Source organism: Streptosporangium sp. NPDC048886, from assembly GCF_055586905.1.
Genome location: NZ_JBVJHH010000007.1, coordinates 172627 through 193225 on the forward strand (window position 1 = coordinate 172627; position 20599 = coordinate 193225).

The 20599-nt window shown below is 73.8% G+C and carries 17 protein-coding genes; 7 read left to right on the top strand and 10 right to left on the bottom strand.

What is annotated here, in order from left to right; all coding sequences use genetic code 11:
• The first annotated feature begins 36 nt into the window (after positions 1-36).
• On the top strand, positions 37-1083 hold the full coding sequence (grpE, locus tag ACZ6R6_RS10860) for a nucleotide exchange factor GrpE (protein ID WP_470092159.1): 1047 nt from the start codon (positions 37-39) through the stop codon (positions 1081-1083).
• Between the two features lie 5 nt (positions 1084-1088).
• On the opposite strand, the gene ACZ6R6_RS10865 is transcribed toward grpE, so the two are convergent.
• Positions 1089-1637, bottom strand: coding sequence for an RNA polymerase sigma factor (locus ACZ6R6_RS10865; protein ID WP_470092161.1), 549 nt, complete (start codon positions 1635-1637; stop codon positions 1089-1091).
• Positions 1638-1837: 200 nt separating this feature from the next.
• On the opposite strand from ACZ6R6_RS10865, the gene ACZ6R6_RS10870 reads away from it, so the two are divergent.
• From ACZ6R6_RS10870 to ACZ6R6_RS10880, 3 genes are all read left to right on the top strand, one after another.
• A complete protein-coding gene (locus tag ACZ6R6_RS10870; RefSeq protein ID WP_470092163.1) occupies positions 1838-2062 on the top strand; it encodes a hypothetical protein in 225 nt (74 codons plus the stop codon).
• The gene (locus tag ACZ6R6_RS10875) at positions 2059-3903 is read left to right on the top strand and encodes a dynamin family protein (RefSeq protein ID WP_470092165.1); all 1845 of its coding nucleotides are present in this window, start codon (positions 2059-2061) and stop codon (positions 3901-3903) included. Before ACZ6R6_RS10870 ends, ACZ6R6_RS10875 begins: the two co-directional genes overlap by 4 nt.
• 64 nt (positions 3904-3967) lie before the next feature.
• Positions 3968-5896 carry a dynamin family protein gene (locus tag ACZ6R6_RS10880; RefSeq protein ID WP_470092167.1) on the top strand — a complete coding sequence of 643 codons (1929 nt, stop codon included), beginning with the start codon at positions 3968-3970 and terminating at the stop codon, positions 5894-5896.
• A 265-nt stretch (positions 5897-6161) separates the two neighbouring features.
• On the opposite strand, the gene ACZ6R6_RS10885 is transcribed toward ACZ6R6_RS10880, so the two are convergent.
• From ACZ6R6_RS10885 to ACZ6R6_RS10895, 3 genes are all read right to left on the bottom strand, one after another.
• Positions 6162-8981 (bottom strand): Hsp70 family protein, encoded by a 2820-nt coding sequence (locus tag ACZ6R6_RS10885; RefSeq protein WP_470092169.1) that lies wholly within the window; start codon positions 8979-8981, stop codon positions 6162-6164.
• A gap of 187 nt (positions 8982-9168) precedes the next feature.
• Positions 9169-10125: a hypothetical protein gene (locus tag ACZ6R6_RS10890; protein WP_470092171.1), complete on the bottom strand. Its 957-nt coding sequence runs from the start codon at positions 10123-10125 to the stop codon at positions 9169-9171.
• Positions 10126-10164: 39 nt separating this feature from the next.
• Positions 10165-11112: a S66 peptidase family protein gene (locus ACZ6R6_RS10895; protein ID WP_470092173.1), complete on the bottom strand. Its 948-nt coding sequence runs from the start codon at positions 11110-11112 to the stop codon at positions 10165-10167.
• A gap of 30 nt (positions 11113-11142) precedes the next feature.
• Between ACZ6R6_RS10895 and ACZ6R6_RS10900 the strand changes: the two genes are divergently transcribed.
• Positions 11143-12024, top strand: a complete 882-nt coding sequence (locus ACZ6R6_RS10900) for a sulfotransferase family protein (RefSeq protein WP_470092175.1) — start codon at positions 11143-11145, stop codon at positions 12022-12024.
• 10 nt (positions 12025-12034) lie between these two features.
• On the opposite strand, the gene ACZ6R6_RS10905 is transcribed toward ACZ6R6_RS10900, so the two are convergent.
• The 5 genes from ACZ6R6_RS10905 to ACZ6R6_RS10925 all read right to left on the bottom strand — a co-directional run bounded on the left by ACZ6R6_RS10905 (position 12035) and on the right by ACZ6R6_RS10925 (position 17658).
• Positions 12035-13906, bottom strand: a complete 1872-nt coding sequence (locus tag ACZ6R6_RS10905; RefSeq protein ID WP_470092176.1) for an ABC transporter ATP-binding protein — start codon at positions 13904-13906, stop codon at positions 12035-12037.
• A 51-nt stretch (positions 13907-13957) separates the two neighbouring features.
• Positions 13958-14767: an enoyl-CoA hydratase/isomerase family protein gene (locus tag ACZ6R6_RS10910; protein ID WP_470092178.1), complete on the bottom strand. Its 810-nt coding sequence runs from the start codon at positions 14765-14767 to the stop codon at positions 13958-13960.
• Positions 14768-14898: 131 nt separating this feature from the next.
• On the bottom strand, positions 14899-15114 hold the full coding sequence (locus tag ACZ6R6_RS10915; protein ID WP_012892441.1) for a helix-turn-helix domain-containing protein: 216 nt from the start codon (positions 15112-15114) through the stop codon (positions 14899-14901).
• A 114-nt stretch (positions 15115-15228) separates the two neighbouring features.
• Positions 15229-16827: an ABC-F family ATP-binding cassette domain-containing protein gene (locus ACZ6R6_RS10920; protein WP_470092181.1), complete on the bottom strand. Its 1599-nt coding sequence runs from the start codon at positions 16825-16827 to the stop codon at positions 15229-15231.
• A gap of 174 nt (positions 16828-17001) precedes the next feature.
• Positions 17002-17658 carry an acVLRF1 family peptidyl-tRNA hydrolase gene (locus ACZ6R6_RS10925; RefSeq protein ID WP_470092183.1) on the bottom strand — a complete coding sequence of 219 codons (657 nt, stop codon included), beginning with the start codon at positions 17656-17658 and terminating at the stop codon, positions 17002-17004.
• 133 nt (positions 17659-17791) lie between these two features.
• Here ACZ6R6_RS10925 and ACZ6R6_RS10930 point away from each other — a divergent pair, with 133 nt between their 5' ends.
• Positions 17792-18886 (top strand): EAL domain-containing protein, encoded by a 1095-nt coding sequence (locus ACZ6R6_RS10930; protein ID WP_470092185.1) that lies wholly within the window; start codon positions 17792-17794, stop codon positions 18884-18886.
• Between the two features lie 78 nt (positions 18887-18964).
• Here ACZ6R6_RS10930 and ACZ6R6_RS10935 read toward each other — a convergent pair whose 3' ends face one another.
• On the bottom strand, positions 18965-19549 hold the full coding sequence (locus ACZ6R6_RS10935) for a TetR/AcrR family transcriptional regulator (RefSeq protein ID WP_470092187.1): 585 nt from the start codon (positions 19547-19549) through the stop codon (positions 18965-18967).
• A gap of 152 nt (positions 19550-19701) precedes the next feature.
• Here ACZ6R6_RS10935 and ACZ6R6_RS10940 point away from each other — a divergent pair, with 152 nt between their 5' ends.
• Positions 19702-20544: a siderophore-interacting protein gene (locus ACZ6R6_RS10940; protein WP_470092189.1), complete on the top strand. Its 843-nt coding sequence runs from the start codon at positions 19702-19704 to the stop codon at positions 20542-20544.
• The last annotated feature ends 55 nt before the right edge of the window (positions 20545-20599 follow it).

The following is a 20599-nucleotide window of genomic DNA, read 5'->3' on the forward strand; positions in this document are numbered from 1 at the left end:
TCGGGTCACACGGGCCGCCGACGAGGAAGGCGACCGATGACAGACCGACGCGCGCTCCTGCCCCTGCTGCTCCTGGCCTGCCTGACGGTGACAGGCTGCGGCCAGGTGGCGGGGTCCGGCGGGCAGCCGGCCGGCGCCGTGGCGCCGCCGCCGGCCCGGGACGGCGCGGACGGAGACGGTGGCCGGCTTCCGCGGACCGGAGATCAGCGGGTCGGCCCCGGCACAGCGGGGACCACAGGCGGCCTGGGCCCCGGCGGGGCATGGACGGTGGGCGGGCTCGGCCCGCTGCCGCTGGGGCTGGCGGCGGCGGGAGTCCTCGCCGCGACCGGCGCGGGACTCCTCCTGTGGCGGCGGAGCAGACGCCCCGGCCCCGCTCAGGGGCCGTGGCAGGGCGGGTCCGGCCTCCCGGAGCCTCCCGGCTCGGCGTTCCCGCCCGCCGTTGGCACTCCGCCGGCGCCCCGGGCACCCGTCATGCCGCCCGCCGTACCGCCGCCGCCCGCGGCCGCGCAGGCACCGGTCATGCCGCCCGCGGCACCGCAGGCACCCGCGCAGGCGCCGCCCGCCGTACCGTCGCCGCCCGTGGCGGCGCAGGCACCGGCCGCCGGAGCGCACCCGCCGCCCGGGTGGCCGGGGGCCTCCGGCGGGCCGCCGCGGGCCGCCCGGGCGCAGAGCGCCTCCGGCCCGCTGGCGGACGCGCTGGCCGAGGTCGCCGGGAGCGGGATCAGCCAGGCGCTCACCCAGCAGGTGGAGCGCCTGTCCGCCGGGGGCCCTCCGGGGCGTGCGGCCCTGGTGGAGGCGTGCATCGACTGCCGGGACCAGATCGCCGAGCGACATCCCCGGCTGGCCGGCACGCTGCTGGACGGGCTGAACCGGGCCGGCGTCCGGGAGATCGTCGCGGACGGGCAGCGCTTCGACCCGCGTGTCCACGAGGCGTTCGGCACCGAGCCGACCGAGCGGCCGGAGCTGCACGGCGTCGTCGCGGAGACCGTCAAGCGCGGGTACGCCGACGGCGACCGGGTGATCCGCGTGCCGCAGGTCGCCGTCTACCGTCACGGGCCGCCCAGTGCGGGGACGGCGCCGTGAGTGGCTCAGCCGGCGGCCAGCCCCGTCTGGAGCCGCCGCCTGGCCCGCAGGATCCAGACTCTCACCGTGTTGAGCGGCACCTCCATCGAGGCCGCCACCTGTTCGTAGGTGAGCCCGCCCGCCCACAGCAGCAGCGCCTCCCGGTGGGGGGCCGGCAGCGTGGCCAGCGCCCGGCGCAGGTCGGCCAGCTGGGCGACGACGTCCTCGAAGGGGGCGGCGACCAACGACTCCTCGGTCACCTCGGCGAAGAGCACCCCGGCGGGAGAGCGGCGCCGGACCACCGCGTGGGCGGCGTTGCGCGCGATGACGATGACCCAGGCCCGGAAGGACGCCCTGCCCTCGAAGGCGGCCAGCCCCCGCCACGCGGCGAGCTGTGTCTCCTGCAACGCGTCGAGCGCGTCGGCCCGGTTTCCGGTCAGGTGGTAACAGACGCCGAAGGCCTGGCGCCGCGCACTCGACCACAGCTCGGCGAAGGCGGGCTCGTCACCCGCCCGCGCCGCGGCGACGAGAAGATTTTCGTCCTCGACGGTACTGCTCAGCGACGCGCTCGTCATCGGTCACACATCCTCCCGGGGTGGAAATCAGCCAATGACACCACGTCGCACGATCACCCGGTATGAGGTAAGTCGTCATGATATTGGACCGTGACAATTCGGGGTCCGGGTCGCTCGGGGAGGAGTCAGACGACCTGACTGAGCTGCGTCGACTCCTCTTCGAGGCGGTCCCCGGCCCGACGGAGGAGGAACACCGGAACATGCTCGAACAGACGTTCTCGTCGGACAGGGCGGACCTCTCCCTGCTGCCCGGCCCGGGCGCCCTCGCCCACGGCGGATCCGGCCCGGACGGCGTGGACACGCCGCAGGACGCCCCGGATGGTCCGGCCGGCGCGTCCCGGCCGCAGGGCGGCCCGGCCGGCTCAGCCGGCCCGGTGGACGGCGCCGAGGACGGCCGGACCCCGCGCTCCGGCGGTGACGCGTGACGGCCGGCCCGGTGGAGCTGCTGCGCCGCCTGTGCGAGACCACCTCGGCCAGGCTGGCCGGGGCGGAGCTGCGCGGACGGGTCGAGCAGGTGCGCGCCGGCCTCGACGCGCCGCTGCGGGTGGCGGTGGCCGGCGCGGTGAGCGGCGGGAAGTCCACTCTGGTGAACGCGCTGCTGGGGCTGCCCGTCGCCCCGGTGGACGCCGGCGAGTGCACCTTCGTGGTCACCCAGTACGAGTACGGCGAGGACGACGGCCGCGTCACCGCCGAGCTCACCGACGGCGGGGTGGCCCACTCACGGCTGCTGCCCGGCCACCGGCTCCCCGCCGATCTCGGCGTGGAGGTGGCCCGGATCCGGCGCCTGCGCGTCACCCTGGACCTGCCGTCGCTGCGCACGGTCACCATCATCGACACCCCCGGCATGAACACGGTGACGGCCGCCAACGAGCAGGCCGCCCGGAGCATGCTGTTCGGCTCCGGCGAGGAGGACGACCGCGCGCAGGCGATGATCTACGTGCTGCGCTATGTCCAGAAATTTGATGACACCACCCTCTCGGAGTTCCGTGGCCTCACCGACGCGTGCGGCATGAGCTGCGTCAACACCCTCGCCGTACTGGGCCAGGTCGACCGGCGCGGCGACGAGGACGACCCCTGGCCGACCGCCCGGCGGCTGGCCGCGAAGGGGTACCAGGACCTGCGTACCTCCGTCTTCGACGTGGTCCCGGTGATCGGCCTGCTGGCCGAGACCGCACGCGCGTGCCCGCTGGAGGCCGACGAGTTCAAGGCGCTGTCGCAACTGGCCGAACTCGACGAGGACGACCTGGAGGACTACCTCCTCGACCTGAACGACTTCCGCTCGGCGCCCGACCTGCCGATCCCGGCCGGAGTACGGCACCGTCTGGTGGAGCGGCTGCACCGCTACGGCATCGCCACGGCGGTCGGCGCGCTGCGGCGGGGCGAGGCCGCCGACCCCGCGGCGCTCTCGGCCCACCTGCTGGAACGTTCGGGATACTCCGCGGCGGGACGGGCCGCGACCGGCTCCGTGGCGGCGGGCATCGCCCATTTCGCCCGCCGCGCCGACCAGCTGAAGGCGCTCGACGCCCTGACCCGGCTCCGCCGGATCGCCCGCTCGCCCGTGCTGGGCTCCGACCGCTCGGCCCTGGACGCGCTGGCGGCCCAGCTCGACGAGGACCGGCCGGTCGCGACCGCCCTCGGCGGCCTGCGGATCTTCAGCGCGGCGGAGGCCCTCGGCCGGGGGACGCTGGTGCTGGACGAGGAGATGACCGCCGAGCTCCTCCGCCTGGCCCGCCACGACGACCCCGCCGGGCAGCTCGGCCTGCCCGCCGGAGCCTCCGGGGAGGAGATCGCCGCCGCGGCCACGGCGGCGGCGATGCGCTGGCGCAGGCTCGCCATGATGAGCGAGGGGCGCACCGCCGGGCATCGGGCCAGGGACGTGCTGACCGTCCTGGAGGACCTCGTCTCGGCCGCCCTGGACGCGGCCCCGGACGGGGAGCGGGGCCCGGCCGGCGCGGCCGGCGACGGCCCGCTCCCCCCGGTCCACGTGGACCCCGCCGTGGTCGAGGTGTTGTGCTCCTCCCCGATGGTCCCGGCCGGCGACCGGCGGGCCATGGAGCTCCTGCTCACCGGCGCCGAGCTGGCGACCCAGCTCGGCGCGCCCCCGGGCACCCCGGGCGCCGAGATCGCCGGCTACGCCGCCGCCCTGGGCGCCCGGTTCCGCGTCCTCACCCACCGGCCGCTCTCCCTGCGGCAGCGCCGGGCGGCGGAGGCCCTCTGCGACGCCTGCGAGGCCGTCTGGGCGCACCACCACCGGGACGGCCCCTGACAGACACCTCACCGGCCCCTTCCCTCACTCATTCACCCCTTCGACCGGAGAGACGGCACATATCATGACGACCCCCGACCCGGACGGCCCGGTGGCCCGGCTGCTCCGCTACGCCAACGAGGTTCACGCGCTGGCCGGCCGGTGCGGCAGGCAGGACCTGGCGGAGGTGCTGGCCGCGTGCGCGGGCCGCTGGAAGGACGAGTGCACCGACATCGTGGTCGCCGGGGCGCAGAAGCGGGGCAAGAGCCGCCTGCTGAACACGCTGGTGGGCCACCCCGACCTGCTGCCCGTCGACGCCGACGTCGCCACCAACTGCTTCCTGTCCCTGCGCCGCGGCCCGGCGCTGACCGCCGTCGTGCACCGCAGCACCGACAAGGGGCCGGTCCAGCTCCCGATCACCGTCGAGTCGATCCCCGACTACGCCTCGATGCGCGGCGACGCCGGCAAACGCCGTGACGTCGTCAGCGTGGACATCACCCTCGACAACCCGCTCCTGGACGGCCTGCGGCTGCTCGACACCCCCGGGGTGGACAGCCTGACCGTGGGGCACCGGCAGGTCACCGTCGCCATGCTCCAGCGGGCCGACGCCCTGCTCTTCACGCTCAGCGCGCAGGACCAGCCGGTGCTCCGGCACGAGCTGGAGTTCCTCGCCGAGGCCGCCGAGCGGGTCCAGGCGATCGCGTTCGTGCTGACCAAGGTCGAGGACTCGGCCAACTGGCAGAGCCTGCAGGAGGAGAACAAGGCCCGGCTGAGGGCCTTCGTGACCCAGGCCGTGGCGGACGACCCGGCCCGGGCGGCGACGCTGGGCCCGCTGCTCTCGGCGCCCTGGATCCCGGTGAGCGCCAAACTCGCCGAGGCCGCCGCCGCCAAGCGGCGGGAGGGCCGGCCGGAGCGCGCGGACTCGCTGCGGGCGCGTAGCGGCATGGACGCGCTGGAACGGCACCTGCGGGGCTTCGCCGAGGGCAGGGAGTCGGCGCGGGGCGCCACCGTGGTCGCCGCCGCCCTGTCGGTGCTGGGCGCGCTGACCGCCGGGGCCAAGGACGACCTCGCCGCGGGATCGGACGACGAGGGCGACGTCGCCGCCCGGCTCGCCGGGGTGGACGCCGAGCTGACCGAGCTCGCCGAGCTGACCGGCCGCCGCAGGGCGGGCGCGGTGGCCAACACCTTCCTCGGACGCGAGGTGGCCGGGATCGTGGCGGCGCGGGTGGCCGAGATCCGCCAGCCGTACGAGAACGCGATCGCCACCCTGAAGACCCAGGCCCAGCTGGAGAAATACATGGCGGAGCTGCCCGAGAGCGTCCAGCGCTCGCTGGAGGCCGTCTGGTCGCAGATCGTCTACGACGTGGAGAACCTGGCGAAGGGCACGCTGAACGCCTTCGCCCGCGATCTCGGCCTCGACCCGGTGGAGCTCGCCGCCGACGGCCGGTCGATGCCCAGCCTGACGCAGGTCCAGGTCAAGGGGGACCAGGCGGCCGACGATCCGGGCCACGTGGACCTGGTGCGGGACGTGCTGCCGTCGGCGTCGATGGGACTGTCCTTCGGCGGCCTCGCCGCCGCCCTGCTCGGCCCCGTGGGCTTCATCCTCGTCGCCCCGGCCATCGGGGCGGCCATCTTCATGGGACGGCGCTCCCTGGAGAGGGTCCAGCGCAGCCAGGCGGCGATCCGGGGGGCGCTCCGCGACCAGTTCGCGGTGGTCTCGCGGGAGATGACACTCGACCTGGAGCGGATGGTGGCCGCCTGGCGGGTGAGCGTCGAGCAGACCGCGGACGAGAGCCTTCTGCGGCGGCGCAAGGAGCTGGAGGGCAGGCGCGCCGACCTGAAGGCCGCGTCCGCGCGCTCGGCGGCCGAGCGCCGCAAGTCCCGGCAGTCCGGCGAGGACCGGATGGCCGCGATCGGCTCCCTCACCGCGCGCGGCCACGAGCTGCGCGCGGAGCTCGCGGCCGCGGTGGCGGCCCTGGGGGCCGGTACGGCGACGCCCCCGGACGGGAGCTGACCGGTCCGCGGTTCACCCGCCGGGCGGGTGGGCTGACCGGGCCGTGGGTTCAGCCGCCGGGCGGTGAGCCGGCCGGGCCGCCCTCCGGCCCGCCAGGCGGTGGGCGGGGGCGAGCAGGTCAGGCAGGCGCAGCGCCCGCGCGCCCGCTTCCCGGAGCTCCTGCCCGCGGCCTGGCACAGGTCAGCACGGGGCATGCCTGACCTGTGCCCCTCCGGGGCCGGCCGACGGTCACGCCCGCGACGGGTCGGAGCGCGGACGTCGGCGGTCAGAGGGGCAGGTGCACCAGGGTGGCGGGCTGGTCGCGGGCGGTCCCGGTCGCGTCCGCGGGGCGGTGCAGGCAGAGCAGGCCCGTGGGGACCCGGACGACCGGCTCGAACATCCCCGGCGTGCGGTGCACCTCCCGCGCCCCGCCCGGGGTGACGTGCAGGAGCCTGCTGCGGCCGGCGTCCTGCATGGTCATCCACATCGAGTCGCCGTCGGCGACCAGCCGCGGGCGCTCCCACCGGTGCCGGGAGGTGAGATGACCGGCCAGGGTCGCCGACTGCTTGCCCATCAGGAACTCCAGCGTGTGGGAGCGCTGGTCGAAGATGCTCACCGACCAGCCCCGGGCGGGGCTCACCTGGTCGGTGCCGACGGCGTAGATCTGACTTCCCGCCGGGAACCAGCGCAGGGCGCCGGCCACGGGACGCGGCCTGACGAGTTTGGTCCGGCCGTCGGCGGTGTCCGCCTCAAGCCCCGCCGAGCTGGAGGTGAACCATCTGCCCCGGTGCAGGACCACCTGGTGGAGCCAGCCGCGTCCCGGCTCCCGCACCGTCGGGCGCACCACGCCGCCGGGATCGACCAGGCACAGCACCTGCCACGGCCGGAAATCCTGGTGCCGGCTCTGGAACAGCGGCTTGTTGCTGCTGAACTGGCCGAGCACCACCGTGCAGCCCGGCGCGCCCACGGAGGGCGACGGCTCGGTGCCGCTGGGCCCCTCCTGGTCGAGCAGGCGGCGGAGCCTGTTGTCCTCGTTCACGAACCATTGGGCGTACGGGCCCAGGTCGCGGGTCGGCGGGGCCTGGAAGACGAACCCCCCGCCCAGGTCGAGCTCGACCATCGCCAGGTGCCCGGTCTCCCCCCAGGGCAGGCCCACTGAGGTGTCGACCGGGACGGCCTGCCGGGGCTGGAAGAAGACCCACGCCGTACGGCCGTGCGCGATCACCGTCGGGTTGCCCCACATCTGCAGCGGGTGGGTGGCGCGGATGGCCAGGTCGGAGCTGAGCGTGCGGACCAGCACCTGCGCCGGTCCGACCTGCTCCACCGCCACGGCGCCCGCACCCGACACGGCCCACTCCACCAGCCTGCCGAAGCCGAGCTCGCGGTCGTGGCGCCCCTCGATCCCGTCGAGCCTGCGCAGCAGGTGGCCGCTGTCGAACGCCTGGTGCACGAAGACCCGGCCGGCCTCGGCGCGCGCCTCCAGCACCCCGTCCAGCACCTTCTCGATCCCCTTGACCGTGGGCCCCTCCGTGCCGGGGGCGCCCCTCCCGCCGGGGACGGCCGCGTGGCCTCCGGTGCGCGCGCCCGCCGGCCCCCCGGCGTTGACCGGGCCCGGGGCGTTGACCGGGCCCGGAGCGTTGACCGGGCCTGGGGCGTTCCCGGCGCCCCCGGGCCCGGTGGTCCCCGCCGGTCCCACGGCGGCACCGGGCCCCGTGAGGACCTGCTGCCCGCCGGCGGCACCCGCCGGCCCCGTGGAAGCCCGGTGGCCGCCGGTCGAGCCCGTCGGCTGACCCGAGACGCCCTGCTGCCCGACAGCGACCCCGGGCCCCGTGAATGCCTGCTGCCCGCCGGTCGGGCCCGTCCGGTGGCCGGACAGGCCCTGATGTCCCCCCGTCGGGCCCGTCCGGTGGTCCGGGAGGTCCTGGTGCCCTCCGGCCGGGCCCGCGTGGTGGAGCAGGGCGGCCTGCCCCGTCGCGGCCGGGACGCCCGGCCCCGGGACGCCCGGCCCCGGGACGGGGTCGCGGTGCTCGACCTTGAGCTTCCAGGCGAGCTGCGCGGCACCGTAGGCGACGACGATCTTCGGGTCGTCGTAGGTCCGCACCCGGTCCCCGAGCCGCTCGCGCACGACCTGCTGCACCAGCGGCATCCGGCTGGCCCCGCCGGTCATGAACACCGCGCCCAGGTCGTCTTCCCGGATCCCGGCTCCGCGGATCGTCTCGTCCAGGATGTCGACCGTCTTGACGATCTCCCCTCCGATGAGGTCCTCCAGGTCGGCCCTGCTGATGTGCACGTCCTCGTTGATGCCGACCACGTAGTGGGAGGAGGTGTCGAACTTCGACAGGGCCTCCTTGGCCTCCCGGGCCATCTTGAGCAGGTCGGCGCCGTAGCTGACGTAGCGCCGCTCCGGGTTGGTGGTCACCTGCTGCCACCACTCGGGGTCGAGGCGCTCGATCTGCGCGCCGAGGAAGGCGAACACCCGCTCGTCGAACCCCTCCCCGCCGATCTCGTCGCTACCGCCGGGCTCACCGAGGACCTTGAAGTCGCTGCCCTCCACCGTGAGCACGGCGGCGTCGAAGGTGCCGCCGCCGAGGTCGTAGACGGCCAGGTGCGACCCGCCGGCCGCCCGGCCGGCCGAGGCGAAGTAGCGCGCCGAGGCGACGGGCTCGTCGATGAGCACGATCCGCACGCCGCGCACGACCTGCCTGGCCGCCGCCAGGAGGACGGCCTTGCGCTCGGCGCCCCAGGCCACCGGGTGGGTCAGCGCGACGCAGTCGGGCGCCGCCCCGTCGAAGCGCCGCCGCCCCTCGCTGACGAACAGCTCCAGCAGCGCCGCCATGGCGTCGGTCACGTCCACCGGGACCCCGCCGAGCAGCATCCGGCCGCGGCCGACGTAGCGCTTGGGGTTGCGCTCGACACGCTCGGGACTGATCGCGATCCCCCGCTGGGCGATCCGGCCGGCCACCAGCGTCCCGCGCTCGTCGAGCATGACGGCGGAGGGAATGCGCCGCTCCCCTTCGACCTCCAGGATGTCGAAGCGCCCTTCGGCGGCTATCACCCCGGCGGAGAAGCTCGTCCCGAGATCGACACCGAGGCACCACTGTGCCATTTCCACTTCCTCTCAGATGCGGACCCGATCATCCCGCATCCACGGGCCGTCCCGGGCGCGGGCCGGCACACCGGGAACGGTCCAGGGACCGTACAGGAGGATCATCGGGGCGGATGCGGGGCGGGAGACCGCGCTCCCGCGGACCGCGGGGACCGCGTGATCTCTCCGTCGGCCGGCGGCCCGGCCGTCAGGTGTCGCCGGTCCCGCTGTCGGGGCGGACGGCCAGGGCGGCGAGGACGCGGGCGAACTCCGGCGGCGGGGCCACCACCAGCCGGGTCTGGCCGTCCTGGCTGACCAGGTCGGCCCGGATCAGGCTGAGCCGGCCGTCGTGCCACCAGTAGACCTGCGGGCTGAGCGCGCCCTCGCCCCGGTCGTACTCGCGCTGGGCGAACAGCCGCAGCCGTTCGATCGCGCGGACCACGCCGATGCCCTCGACCGCGTGGACGACCAGCGCGGACGGCTCGGGCAGCGCGACGAGCACGCCGTCGGCGGGGACGGGCAGGTAGTCGTCCAGGCGGCGCAGGTGGGCGGCGGCGTCCGTGACGGGACCGCTCAGCCGCCGGATCGCCACGCCGCCGAGGTCGGCCTCGGTGAGCGACAGCGGCTCGTCGCCGTAGACGTTGTCGGCCGCCAGGTCCAGCGCCTGGGCGGCGGTGATCGGCCAGCAGCCGACCTCCTCGGGACGGAGCGGACGGCCGGCGGCGCCGTGGCCGACGGTGAGCACCTCGACCAGGTCGGTGCTGATGTGACGGCCGACCACCCGGGCCGCGCCCAGATCGTCGTCGAGCCGGACGCGGGTGCGCAGCAGCGGGCGGACCTGGGCCAGGTCGCAGGCGTCGAACGGCTCGTCCACCGTGGCCAGGGCGTGGGACAGGTGCTCGGAGACGAGCATCGGCCAGTCCTCCCGCGAGCGCCGGCGCGCCTCCGCGTGCAAACCGGCCAGGCGCACCACGATCCGGCGGGGGCCCGACATCGTCAGCGCGCCGCCGTCGGGGGCGAAGGAGCAGGTGTAGCCGAGGGTGTCGGCGACCAGCGCGAGCAGGGAGTCGAGGTCCACCTCTTCGACCGGGCGCGGCGGCCTGTCCGCCTGCCGGTCACGGTGCCGGTTGGCCTGCCGGTCACGATGCCGCCGGAACAGCCTCACGCGTGCATCCCCTCTGCCGGTTTCCTCCTAGGTCCGCACCTAGACTGCCCTCACGGGCTCGATGGATGAGCCGGTCAGAGAGCACGATTGTGCATCAATAGCACCAAGTGCCCCTAGCAGCACACTGAGCTGTGGTGACCCGTGTCCTACCGGGAGCCCCGCTATCACCGGCACGCCGAGCGGCGCGAGCCGCTCCTCCAACGTCGGATAGGGGTCGCCGCAGCCTTCCCAGGAACCCAGGACGAACCCGGCGGCCCCGTCCAGTGAACCCGACTGGAGGAGCTGGGTGAGCATCCGGTCGATCCGGTAGGGCTGCTCGGCGACATCCTCCAACAGTACGATCTGCCCGCGTGCCCGCAGCTCGTAGGGGGTGCCGCAGAGCGCGGCCAGCAGGCTGAGGTTGCCGCCGGTGACCGGGGCGACGGCCCTGCCGGAGACGATCACCCGGTCGCCGGTGATCGGCCCCGGGGTGCCGAACAGGGCGTCGGTGAAGTGGGTGAAGCCGCTGGGCTCGGGGCCGGCGGGGTCGCTGATCGTGGCGCAGGCCGGCATGGGCCCGAACCAGGAGGCCACACCCAGCTCGACGGCGAACGCCCGGTGCAGCGCGGTGACGTCGCTGGAGCCGACCAGCGTCTTGGGGCCGGCCGCCCGCAGCGCGTCCCAGTCGAGCAGGCCGAGGATCCGGGTGGCGCCGTAGCCGCCCCGGGCGCAGACCACCGCGCTCACGGCCGGGTCGCACCAGGCCTCCTGCAGGTCGGCGGCCCGGGCGGCGTCGGACCCGGCCAGGTAGCGGTCGCGGTCGAGCACGTGGGCGCCGGTGACGACCTTCAGGCCGAGGTCTTCGAGAACGCGCACGCCGCGCGCCAGCCGTACCGGGTCGGGGGGGCCGCACGGAGTGACCACCGCCACCGTGTCGCCGGGGCGGAGCCGGGGCGGGACGACCATGCCCGCTGGCCGGACCGGGATCGAGGCGGCCGGTTCGTTCACTCCTCAAACGGTGCCACACTGGGCTCACATATGCGACCTCCGACCCACATCCTCGTGGTCAACGGGATCAAGGTCCGCCAGCCGGTGTTCGTGCTCGCCGCTCCTCACTCCGGCGCGGATCTGCTGGCCCGTGCCCTGAAGCGTTCTCCCGGCTTCCACGTCACGATGGGGCGCCCCTCGGTGGCCCACGTCGTGTACGCCTTCGCCCGGCGCCCGTCCATCGCCGGCCGGGGCATGGGCGCCACCCGCGTGCTCCGCGACGCCATGGCCGAGGCCTGGCAGATCGTCCCGGGCGCGTGCCGTGACTGCCCGGCGTCGTGCCGGGAGGCGGGCGGGGTGACCGGGGAGGGCCCGTGCGCGGCCCCCGGCGCGGTCGCCCGGTTCGGCGACGCCAGCCCCGACCTGATCTACAGCGCCTCGGTGCTGCTGCAGGCCTTCCCCGACGCCCGGTTCATCCAGCTCATCAGGGACGGCCGCGACGTGGCCGCCGACATGCTGGCCGACCCGGCGGCCCTGTCGTGGTTCAAGCCGGTCATGCTGAGCGACGAGACGGAGTTCCCCAACCCCTTCCTCGGTGTCAACTCCGCCGAGCACCGCGACCGCTGGAAGGCGATGCCCACGGCCGGCAAGTGCGCGCTGCGCTGGCGCAGCGCGGTCCGGCTGTCGGCCACGCTCCACCGGGAGCTCCCCCGTGGGCAGCTGCTGACCCTGCGCTACGAGGACCTGGTCTCCTCGCCGGCCGAGACGGTGGAGGGGCTCTCGGGCTTCCTGGAGACACGGGTCTCCAACGTCGCCCTGTACGGCAGGGGCGCGCCGAAGGTGGGCGCCTGGCGCACCCGGCTCCGGGGCGAGGACGCCGGGCTGGTGGAGAAGGTCGCCCGCGAGGAGCTCGGCCGCCTGGGCTACCGATGAGCCGCCCGGCTCACTCCGAGCTGAACTGCGTGCGGTAGAGCTCGGCGTAGACCGCGCCTCTGGCCAGCAGCTCGTCGTGGCGGCCCCGCTCCACGATGCGGCCGTCGTGGACCACCAGGATCTGGTCCGCCTCCCGGATCGTGGACAGCCGGTGCGCGATCACCAGCGAGGTCCGCCCGGCCAGCGCGGTCTTCAGCGCCTGCTGCACCGCGGCCTCGGACTCGGAGTCCAGGTGCGCGGTGGCCTCGTCGAGCACCACCACCCTGGGCGCCTTGAGCAGCAGCCTGGCCAGGGCCAGGCGCTGCTTCTCCCCGCCGGACAGCCGGTAGCCCCGGTCGCCCACCACGGTCTGGAGCCCCTCGGGCAGCCCCTCGACCAGGTCGGCGATCTGCGCGGCGCGCAGCGCCTCCCAGATCTCCTCGTCGGTGGCCCCGGGCCTGGCGTAGGCGAGGTTGGCGCCGATGGTGTCGTGGAACATGTGGGCGTCCTGCATGACCACGCCCACGGTGTCGCGCAGGGACTCGAGGGTGGCCTCGCGCACGTCCAGGCCGTTGATGCGGACCGCGCCCTCGTCGACGTCGTAGAGGCGGGAGACCAGGCTCGTGATGGTCGTCTTGCCCGCGCCGGAGTGGCCGACCAGCGCGACCATCTCGCCCGGGCGGGCGGTGAAGGTGATCCCGCGCAGCACCTCCTGGCCGGGCCCGGTGTCGGGCCGGGCCACCGCCTCCAGGGAGGCCAGCGACACCTCCGAGGCCGCAGGGTATCCGAACCGGACGTCGTCGAACTCGACGGAGGCCGCCCCGGACGGGACGGCGCGGGCGCCGGGCCGCTCGGCGACCATGGGCCGCAGGTCGAGCACCTCGAAGACCCGGTCGAAGCTGACCAGCGCGGTCATCACGTCGACGTGCACGTTGGACAGGCTCGTCAGCGGGCCGTACAGGCGCATCAGGAGGGCGGCGAGCGCGACGAGGGTGCCGAGCTCGAAGACGCCGTCGACGGCCAGCAGGCCGCCCGCGCCGTACACCAGGGCGGTGGCCAGCGCCGCGACCAGGCCGAGCGCGACCCGGAAGACCGTCCCGTACATGCCGACGGTGACGCCGACGTCGCGCACCCGCCCGGCCCGGCGGCCGAAGGCGGCGGCCTCCTCGTCCGGCCGGCCGTACAGCTTGGCGACCATCGCGCCGGCGACGTTGAAGCGCTCGGTCATCATGGAGCTCATCTCGGCGTCGAGCTCCATCTGCTCACGGGTGAGCCCGGACATCTTCCTGCCGACCCATTTGGCGGGGAAGATGAAGATCGGCAACAGCACCAGGGCGACGGCCGTGATCTGCCACGACAGCACCAGCATGGCGCCCAGCACCAGCACCAGCATGACCACGTTGGACACGACCGAGGACAGCGTGCTGGTCAGCGCCCGTTGCGCGCCGATCACGTCGGTGTTCAGCCGGGAGACCAGGGCGCCGGTCTGGGTCCGCATGAAGAAGGCCACGGGCATGCGCTGCACGTGGTCGAAGACCTCGGTGCGCAGGTTGTAGATCAGGCCCTCGCCGATCCGGGCCGAGAACCAGCGCTGGGCCAGGGTGAGCGCCGCGTCGGCCACCGCCAGGAGCGCGATGACCACCGCGAGGGCGACCACGACCCCGGGCCGCGCCGGGGTGATGCCGTTGTCGATGATCGCCTTCATCAGCAGCGGGTTGGCGATCACGATGCCCGAGCCGATCACGACCAGCGTCAGGAAGGCCGTGATGTGCCGGGAGAAGGGCCGCGCGTATCGCGCGATGCGCCTGACCGTGCCCGGCGCGAGGCGCTCCTTGGTCACCGAGCTGTCGCGCCGTAGCGAGCGCATCGCCTGCGGGCCGAACCCGCCACCCATCATCGCCATCTGGCCTCCTCTCCCGGTGCGAGCACCGGGAGAGGCACCTCCATTCCCCCGTCAGCTTCCGGCGAACAGCTCCTTGATCCGCACGACCTGCTCCTGCCGTTCGGCGGCGCACTGCTCCTCCAGTGTGCGCCCGGAGGCTCCCTGGAGCAGCCGCTTGGTGGCCGTCGCCGCGTCGCGGCCGGTGGCCAGCAGCGCGGCGGTCAGATCGCCTACGGCGCCCGCCAGGTCCTCCGGTGCGACCACCAGCTCCGCCAGCCCGATCCTGGCCGCCTCCTGTGCTCCCACGGTCCGGGCCGTGAGGCAGATCTCGACGGCACGGGACAGGCCCACGAGGTCGACCAACGGCTTGGTGCCGGTCAGGTCGGGGACCAGCCCGAGCGCGGGCTCTTTCATGCACAGTTTGGCATCGTCGGCCAGAACACGCAGGTCGCAGGCGAGAGCGAGCTGGAACCCGGCACCGATCGCGTGACCCTGGACGGCCGCGACGGAGACGATGTCGGGACGTCGCAGCCACAGGAAGCCCTGCTGCGCCTGCGCTATCCGCTGCTCGAAGGCCGAGCTGTCGAGTTTCGCGGAGGACGCGAACGAGCCCTGACCGGGAACCCCCTCGGGGGTGAACATCCGCAGGTCGATGCCTGCCGAGAAGGACGGCCCCTCACCTCTGACCACGACGACCCTGACCTGCTGCGGCAGGTTGTCACCGATCTGAGCCAGCGCCGACCAGGTCGCGAACGTCTGAGCGTTCCTCTTGTCCGGCCGGTCCAGCGTGATCGTCGCGATCTCACCGTCCACCTCGTAGCGCAGACCGACCTCCTCGAGGGAGATCTTCTCCGCACTCCCCCCGAACGCCACTTCCGCCATCGCTCGCTCTCCCACCTGTCGTCTTCCGTCTCGCCCGAGCCTATCGATTCTCTAGAATGAGGTTCTACAGGCCCGGGCGGGACGTCTCAGCGTAGGGACGAGCGGCTGCGGACGCGCGTTCCGAGGCGGGGTCAGCGCTTTGACTTACCTCGGGTGGCGCCGCCGCGCCCGCGCAGAGTCACACCGGACTCGCTCAGGATGCGGTGGATGAAGCCGTACGACCGGCCGGTCGAAGCGGCCAGCGCCCGGATGCTCTCACCGGCGCTGTAGCGCTTCTTTAGATCGGCGGCCAGTTTGTCGCGATCGGCCCCGGTGACCCGGGTGCCTTTCTTAAGAGTCTCGGCCACGAGTACCTCCTGTAGTGCCAGACTTCCGCAGCGTTACTCACGCCATGATCAGTCATTTCAGCGAGATCGGCTACCTACTCCATGGGAAAAGATCCGTACCCGCTCAAATTAAGATCAGGCAAGTGCCACAAGATCGGAAAATTCGTCGCTCCAAGCGTCTTCAACTCCGTCAGGCAGCAAGATCACCCTATCGGGTTGTAGAGCCTCGACAGCACCCTCATCGTGCGTGACGAGCACAATTGCCCCAGAATAGGACCTTAGCGCCGAAAGGACCTGCTCTCGACTGGCCGGATCGAGGTTGTTGGTGGGCTCGTCGAGGAGCAGGACGTTGGCCGCCGACAGCACCAGGGTGGCCAGGGCCAGCCGGGTCTTCTCGCCTCCGGACAGCACTCCGGCGGGCTTGTCGACGTCGTCGCCGGTGAACAGGAACGAGCCCAGGACCTTGCGGAGCTCCACGTCGGCGAGCATCCCCCCGGCCGAGCGCATGTTCTCCAGGACCGTCCGGTCCGGGTCGATCGTCTCGTGCTCCTGGGCGTAGTAGCCCAGCTTGAGCCCGTGGCCGGGCCGGACGGCGCCGGTGTCGGGCTCCTCGATGCCGCCCAGGATGCGCAGCAGGGTGGTCTTGCCCGCGCCGTTGAGGCCCAGGATGACGACCCTGGTCCCCTTGTCCACGGCCGCGTCCACGTCGGTGAAGACCTCCAGCGAGCCGTAGGACTTCGACAGGCCCTGGGCGGCGATGGGGGTCCGCCCGCAGGGCGCGGGCTCGGGGAAGCGCAGCTTGGCGACCCTGTCGCCGCGCCGCTCGACCTCCAGGCCCGACAGCAGCCGCTCGGCGCGGCGCTGCATGTCCTGGGCCGCCTTGGCCTTGGTGGCCTTGGCCCGCATCTTGTCGGCCTGCGACATCAGCGCCGAGGCCTGCTTCTCGGCGTTGGCGCGCTCGCGCTTGCGGCGCTTCTCGTCGGTCTCCCGCTGGGCCAGGTAGGTCTTCCAGCCGACGTTGTAGGTGTCGACCGTCGCACGGTTGGCGTCCAGGTGCAGAACCCTGTTTACCGTCGCTTCAAGAAGCCCGACATCATGGCTAATAATGATCAAGCCGCCCTGATGCGATCGTAAAAAATCACGAAGCCACCCGATTGAGTCTGCATCGAGGTGGTTTGTCGGCTCGTCAAGGAGGAGAGTCTCCGCCCCGCTGAAGAGGATCCGCGCCAGCTCCACCCGCCTGCGCTGCCCTCCCGACAGGGTCTCCAGCGGCTGGCCGAGCACCCGGTCGGGCAGTCCGAGACTGGAGGCGATGGAGGCCGCCTCCGACTCGGCGGCGTATCCCCCCAGGACGTGCAGCCGATCCTCCAGGCGCCCGTAGGCACGCACCGCGCGGTCCCGCCTGCGCTCGTCGGCGGAGGCCATGCCGAGCTCGGCCTCCCGCAGCTCGCGGAGCACCTCATCCAGCCCGCGCGCGGACAGGATGCGGTCGCGGGCGAGCACCTGCAGGTCGCCGGTGCGCGGGTCCTGCGGGAGATAGCCGACGGCCCCGCTGGTGGAGACCGTGCCCGCCGCGGGCACCCCCTCACCCGCGAGCACCCTGGTCAGGGTGGTCTTGCCGGCGCCGTTACGGCCGACGAGACCGATCTTGTCACCGGGGTTCACCCGGAACGACGCGCCCTCGATGAGCAGCCGGGCCCCGGCGCGCAATTCGATGTCAGAAGCTACGATCATGGTTGGAGAACACTCCCAGACTGGAAATCAACCGGCTCACCTCGCTGTGGCCGAACCGCCGCGCCCTGTCTCCCCCGGCTCCCGGTTCGGCTCTCTCGCCCCGTCAGGGCGGCGTCAATCGGAAGTGCGCATACCGATCAGTGTACGGCGCACACATGGCCGCTCACTCCTTGATTAACCGGGGTCGATCACCTTGATGCGGACGGCTCGGAACTGACCGGGGGTCTCACGCAGCACGGCCAGCCGGGGGTCGGGGACCGTCAGGAACGGCCCGGCCTCCAGTTCGAAGATCGGGGCGAGCCTGCGGTCGGGCCGCAACGCGTCGACCGCACGCCGGTCACCGCCCAGGATCACCGCCTCCAGCTCCGCCAGATGCGGACCGAGAACGCGCAGCGCCACCTCGGCCGCCGCGTCGTGCGCCCGGCCGGCCTGATTCTCCCGGCGCCGGGCGAAGCGCTGCTGCGACCAGCCCCCCGCCGCGCTGCGGCCGTGCACCGGCCGCGACCCCACCTTGGAGGAGACGAGTATGTCACCCTGGAATATTCCCGCCGCGTGACCGCCGAGCCGCACCAGCAGCACGCCGACCCGGCGCTCGCGGCGCGCATGGGTGATGAGACGTGCCAGCGGCCCCCCGCCGGAGGGGGTCAGCGGCGGGAACGGCACCTGGCACTCGGCCACCGCCCCGTCGGCGCCCAGCAGCCGCACGACCTCGCCGCCGGCCGTCACGCTCGGCGGCCCGTGCCGCTCGACGAAGCCGTCCACCCAGCGGCCGAGGCGCTCAGGACCGACCGAGACCCAGCGCCCCCCGCCCTTGGCGGGTCGTGACGTCATGGAAGGCGACACTACCGGGTGGCCGCCCCACGGCACGGATCCGCCGGCGGCCGGCTCCAACGAACAGCGAAATATCGGTGAACATCACCGAACGTGGCTTATGTGATTGCTGAGCGTGCCGCATTCTCGGTACGTGGCGAGTCGAACGCACCTCCTCACGGCCTCCGCAGCGGCCGCCGTGGACATCACCCCGATCGTCGACCTCGACACAGGGGGCGTCATCGCCCTCCAGGCGGTCGGCGACCATCACGGGAGCGTCGCATCCCTCGCTGGAACGCTCCTGGGCGCCGCCAGGAGCGAGCTCCTGCTCCCCCTGGTCCTCGGCCTGCCCGCCGAAGCGGTGATCGGCGGCTCGGCCGCGCTGGCGCCGCTCCACGAGGCGCTGCGCGTGTCCGGCCGGCGCCCCCGCGAAGTGATCCTCATGCTCCGGGGCGGCTTCTCCGAGACCGAGCGCCGGGCCCTGATCACCGGGCTGGACGGCCTCCGCGCCATCGGCTACCTGATCGCGGTGGGCGACCTGGGAGCCGGTCACATCCCGATGGACCTGCTCACCGACGCCGCGCCGTACCTGGTGGCGCTCTCCCCCGAGCTCATCGCGCGCGTCCCCGCCGATCCGCGCCGCACGGCGCTGGCCGAGGCCCTGGCCGGGCTCGCCCGGCAGGTGGGCGCCCACGTGCTGGCCCCGGGCGTGACCGAGGAGGCGCAGCTCGCCGCCGTCCGTGGCTGGGGCGTACGGCTGGCGCAGGGCCCGCTGCTGGTCCCGGGCCCCTCCGGCCGGATCCACGTGCCGCTGCCGGTCCCCACCCGGGAACCGGAACGGGCCCTGCTCGGCCCCCGGGTCCAGGAGTTCCTCCTGCCCGCGGTGACCCTCCCCCACGAGGCCACCGCCGAGGAGGTGGTCCGGGCCTTCGGCGGCGAGCCCTCCATCACCAGCGTGATCCTGGTCGACGAGTACCAGCGCCCGAAGGGCAGCCTCGACCGCAGCCGCTTCCTGCTGTCCATCGCCAGCCGCTTCGGCCACGCCCTGCACGGCAAGAAGCCCGCCGGGCGCCTGGCGGACTCCGTCCGCGCGGTCCCCAAGACCACCCCCGCCGTCGCCGCCATGCAGGTCGCCGGGCGCGACGCCGAGCGCGTCTACGACGACCTGGTCGTCGTGGACGAGGTCGGCCGGTGCATGGGGATCGTCCGGGTGGCCGACCTGATCCGCCAGATGGCCGTGGAGCGGTAGGGGATCCGCAGGTCCCGCGCGCCAGCCGGTCGTGCGGGACCTCCGGCTACGGCCTTTACGTTGTAGATTTCTCCGCGATCACCCGTCCAGCGCCGCCCTGGCGGCGAGCACCGCCAGGCGGCCCGCCGAGGCGGGCGGGGTACGGCCGGCGATCAGGTGCCTCCTGACGGCCGCGTACGGCACGTCCACCAGCGCGAAGGTGATCCGCTCCAGGTTCTCCGGGGTCTCCGCGCCGAAATAGCGTGCGCTCAGCGCCGAGAGCGCGGCGGCGAGGTCGGCGTTCAGGACGGCCAGGTCCCCCGCCAGCTCCGCGGGCCAGGCGGCCAGCAGGTCCTCGTGCCGGTGGAGCAGGAGCAGCCGCGCCTCCCGGAGGTTGTCCGCCGACCAGCCGACCACGTACGCGACGGCCGACTCCGCCGCCGCGTGCGGGTCGGCCCGCCCCGCCGCACGCAGGTAGCCCTCCTGGAAGCGGCGGGCGGCGCGCATCCACAGGTGCGCCACCAGCAGGTCCCGGGAGGCGTAGCGGTGGTAGATCGACCCGCTGGGCGCGCCCAGCCTCGCGGCGATCGCCGAGATCGTCACGGCCCCCTGCCCGCCCTCGGCCACGAGCTCCGCCGCGGCGTCGAGTATCTGGTCGTTGCTGAACTTCGCTGGTCGTCCCACCCGAGGCACGGTAGCGCCTGGCCGGGCGGCGCCGCCCCGCGAGCGCACCGGCGGGCGGCAGCGATCATCGGGCCCACCAGGAGAGATGCCTCCCCGAATGCCCGTATGCTACGACTTAGGGTTACCTAAGGTGAGTTGATCGGGAGTGGCATATGGCAGATGACAGGCCCGCGCGCAAGACGACTCGCGGCGAGGTGAAGCGGGTGGAGTGGCTCACCCCGCACATGATCCGGGTGGTCCTGGGCGGCGACGGGCTCGCGGGATTCGGCGCGGGCGAGTTCACCGACCACTACGTGAAACTGCTGTTCGCCCCGCACGGGGTGACCTACCCGACGCCGTTCGACCTGGCGGCCGTCCAGCGCGACCTGCCCCGCGAGCAGTGGCCGACCACCCGGACCTACACCGTCCGCGCCTGGGACCCGGAGGCGGTCGAGCTGACGCTCGACTTCGTCTACCACGGCGACAGCGGCCTCGCCGGCCCCTGGGCGGCCCGGACGCGGCCCGGCGACGAGATCCACTTCTTCGGTCCCGGCGGCGCCTACGCGCCCGACCCGGAGGCCGGCTGGCACCTGATGGCGGGCGACGAGAGCGCGCTGCCCGCCATCGCCGCCGCCCTGGAGCGCCTGCCCGCCGGAGCCCTGGCCCATGTGTTCCTGGAGGTGGCCGGGCCCGAGGAGGAGCAGCCGCTGGCCACCCCCGGCGACGCGAAGATCACCTGGCTGCACCGGGGCGGCGCGCCGGCCGGCGAGTCGCTGATCGCCGCCGTGCGCGGGCTCGACTTCCCCCCGGGCGCCCTGCACGCCTTCGTCCACGGGGAGGCCGGCTCCGTCCGGGAGCTCCGCCGCCACCTGCGGACCGAGCGCGGCATCCCGCTGTCGCAGCTGTCCATCTCCGGCTACTGGCGGCTCGGCCGCGACGACGAGGCCTGGCGCTCCGCCAAGAAGGAGTGGAACCGGCAGATCGAGGAGGAGGAGGCCGCGGCGCTGTCGGCCTGAGGCGCGGCGCCGCCGTCCCGGCCCGCGCCGCCGTGCCCCGACGGCCCCGCGGAGC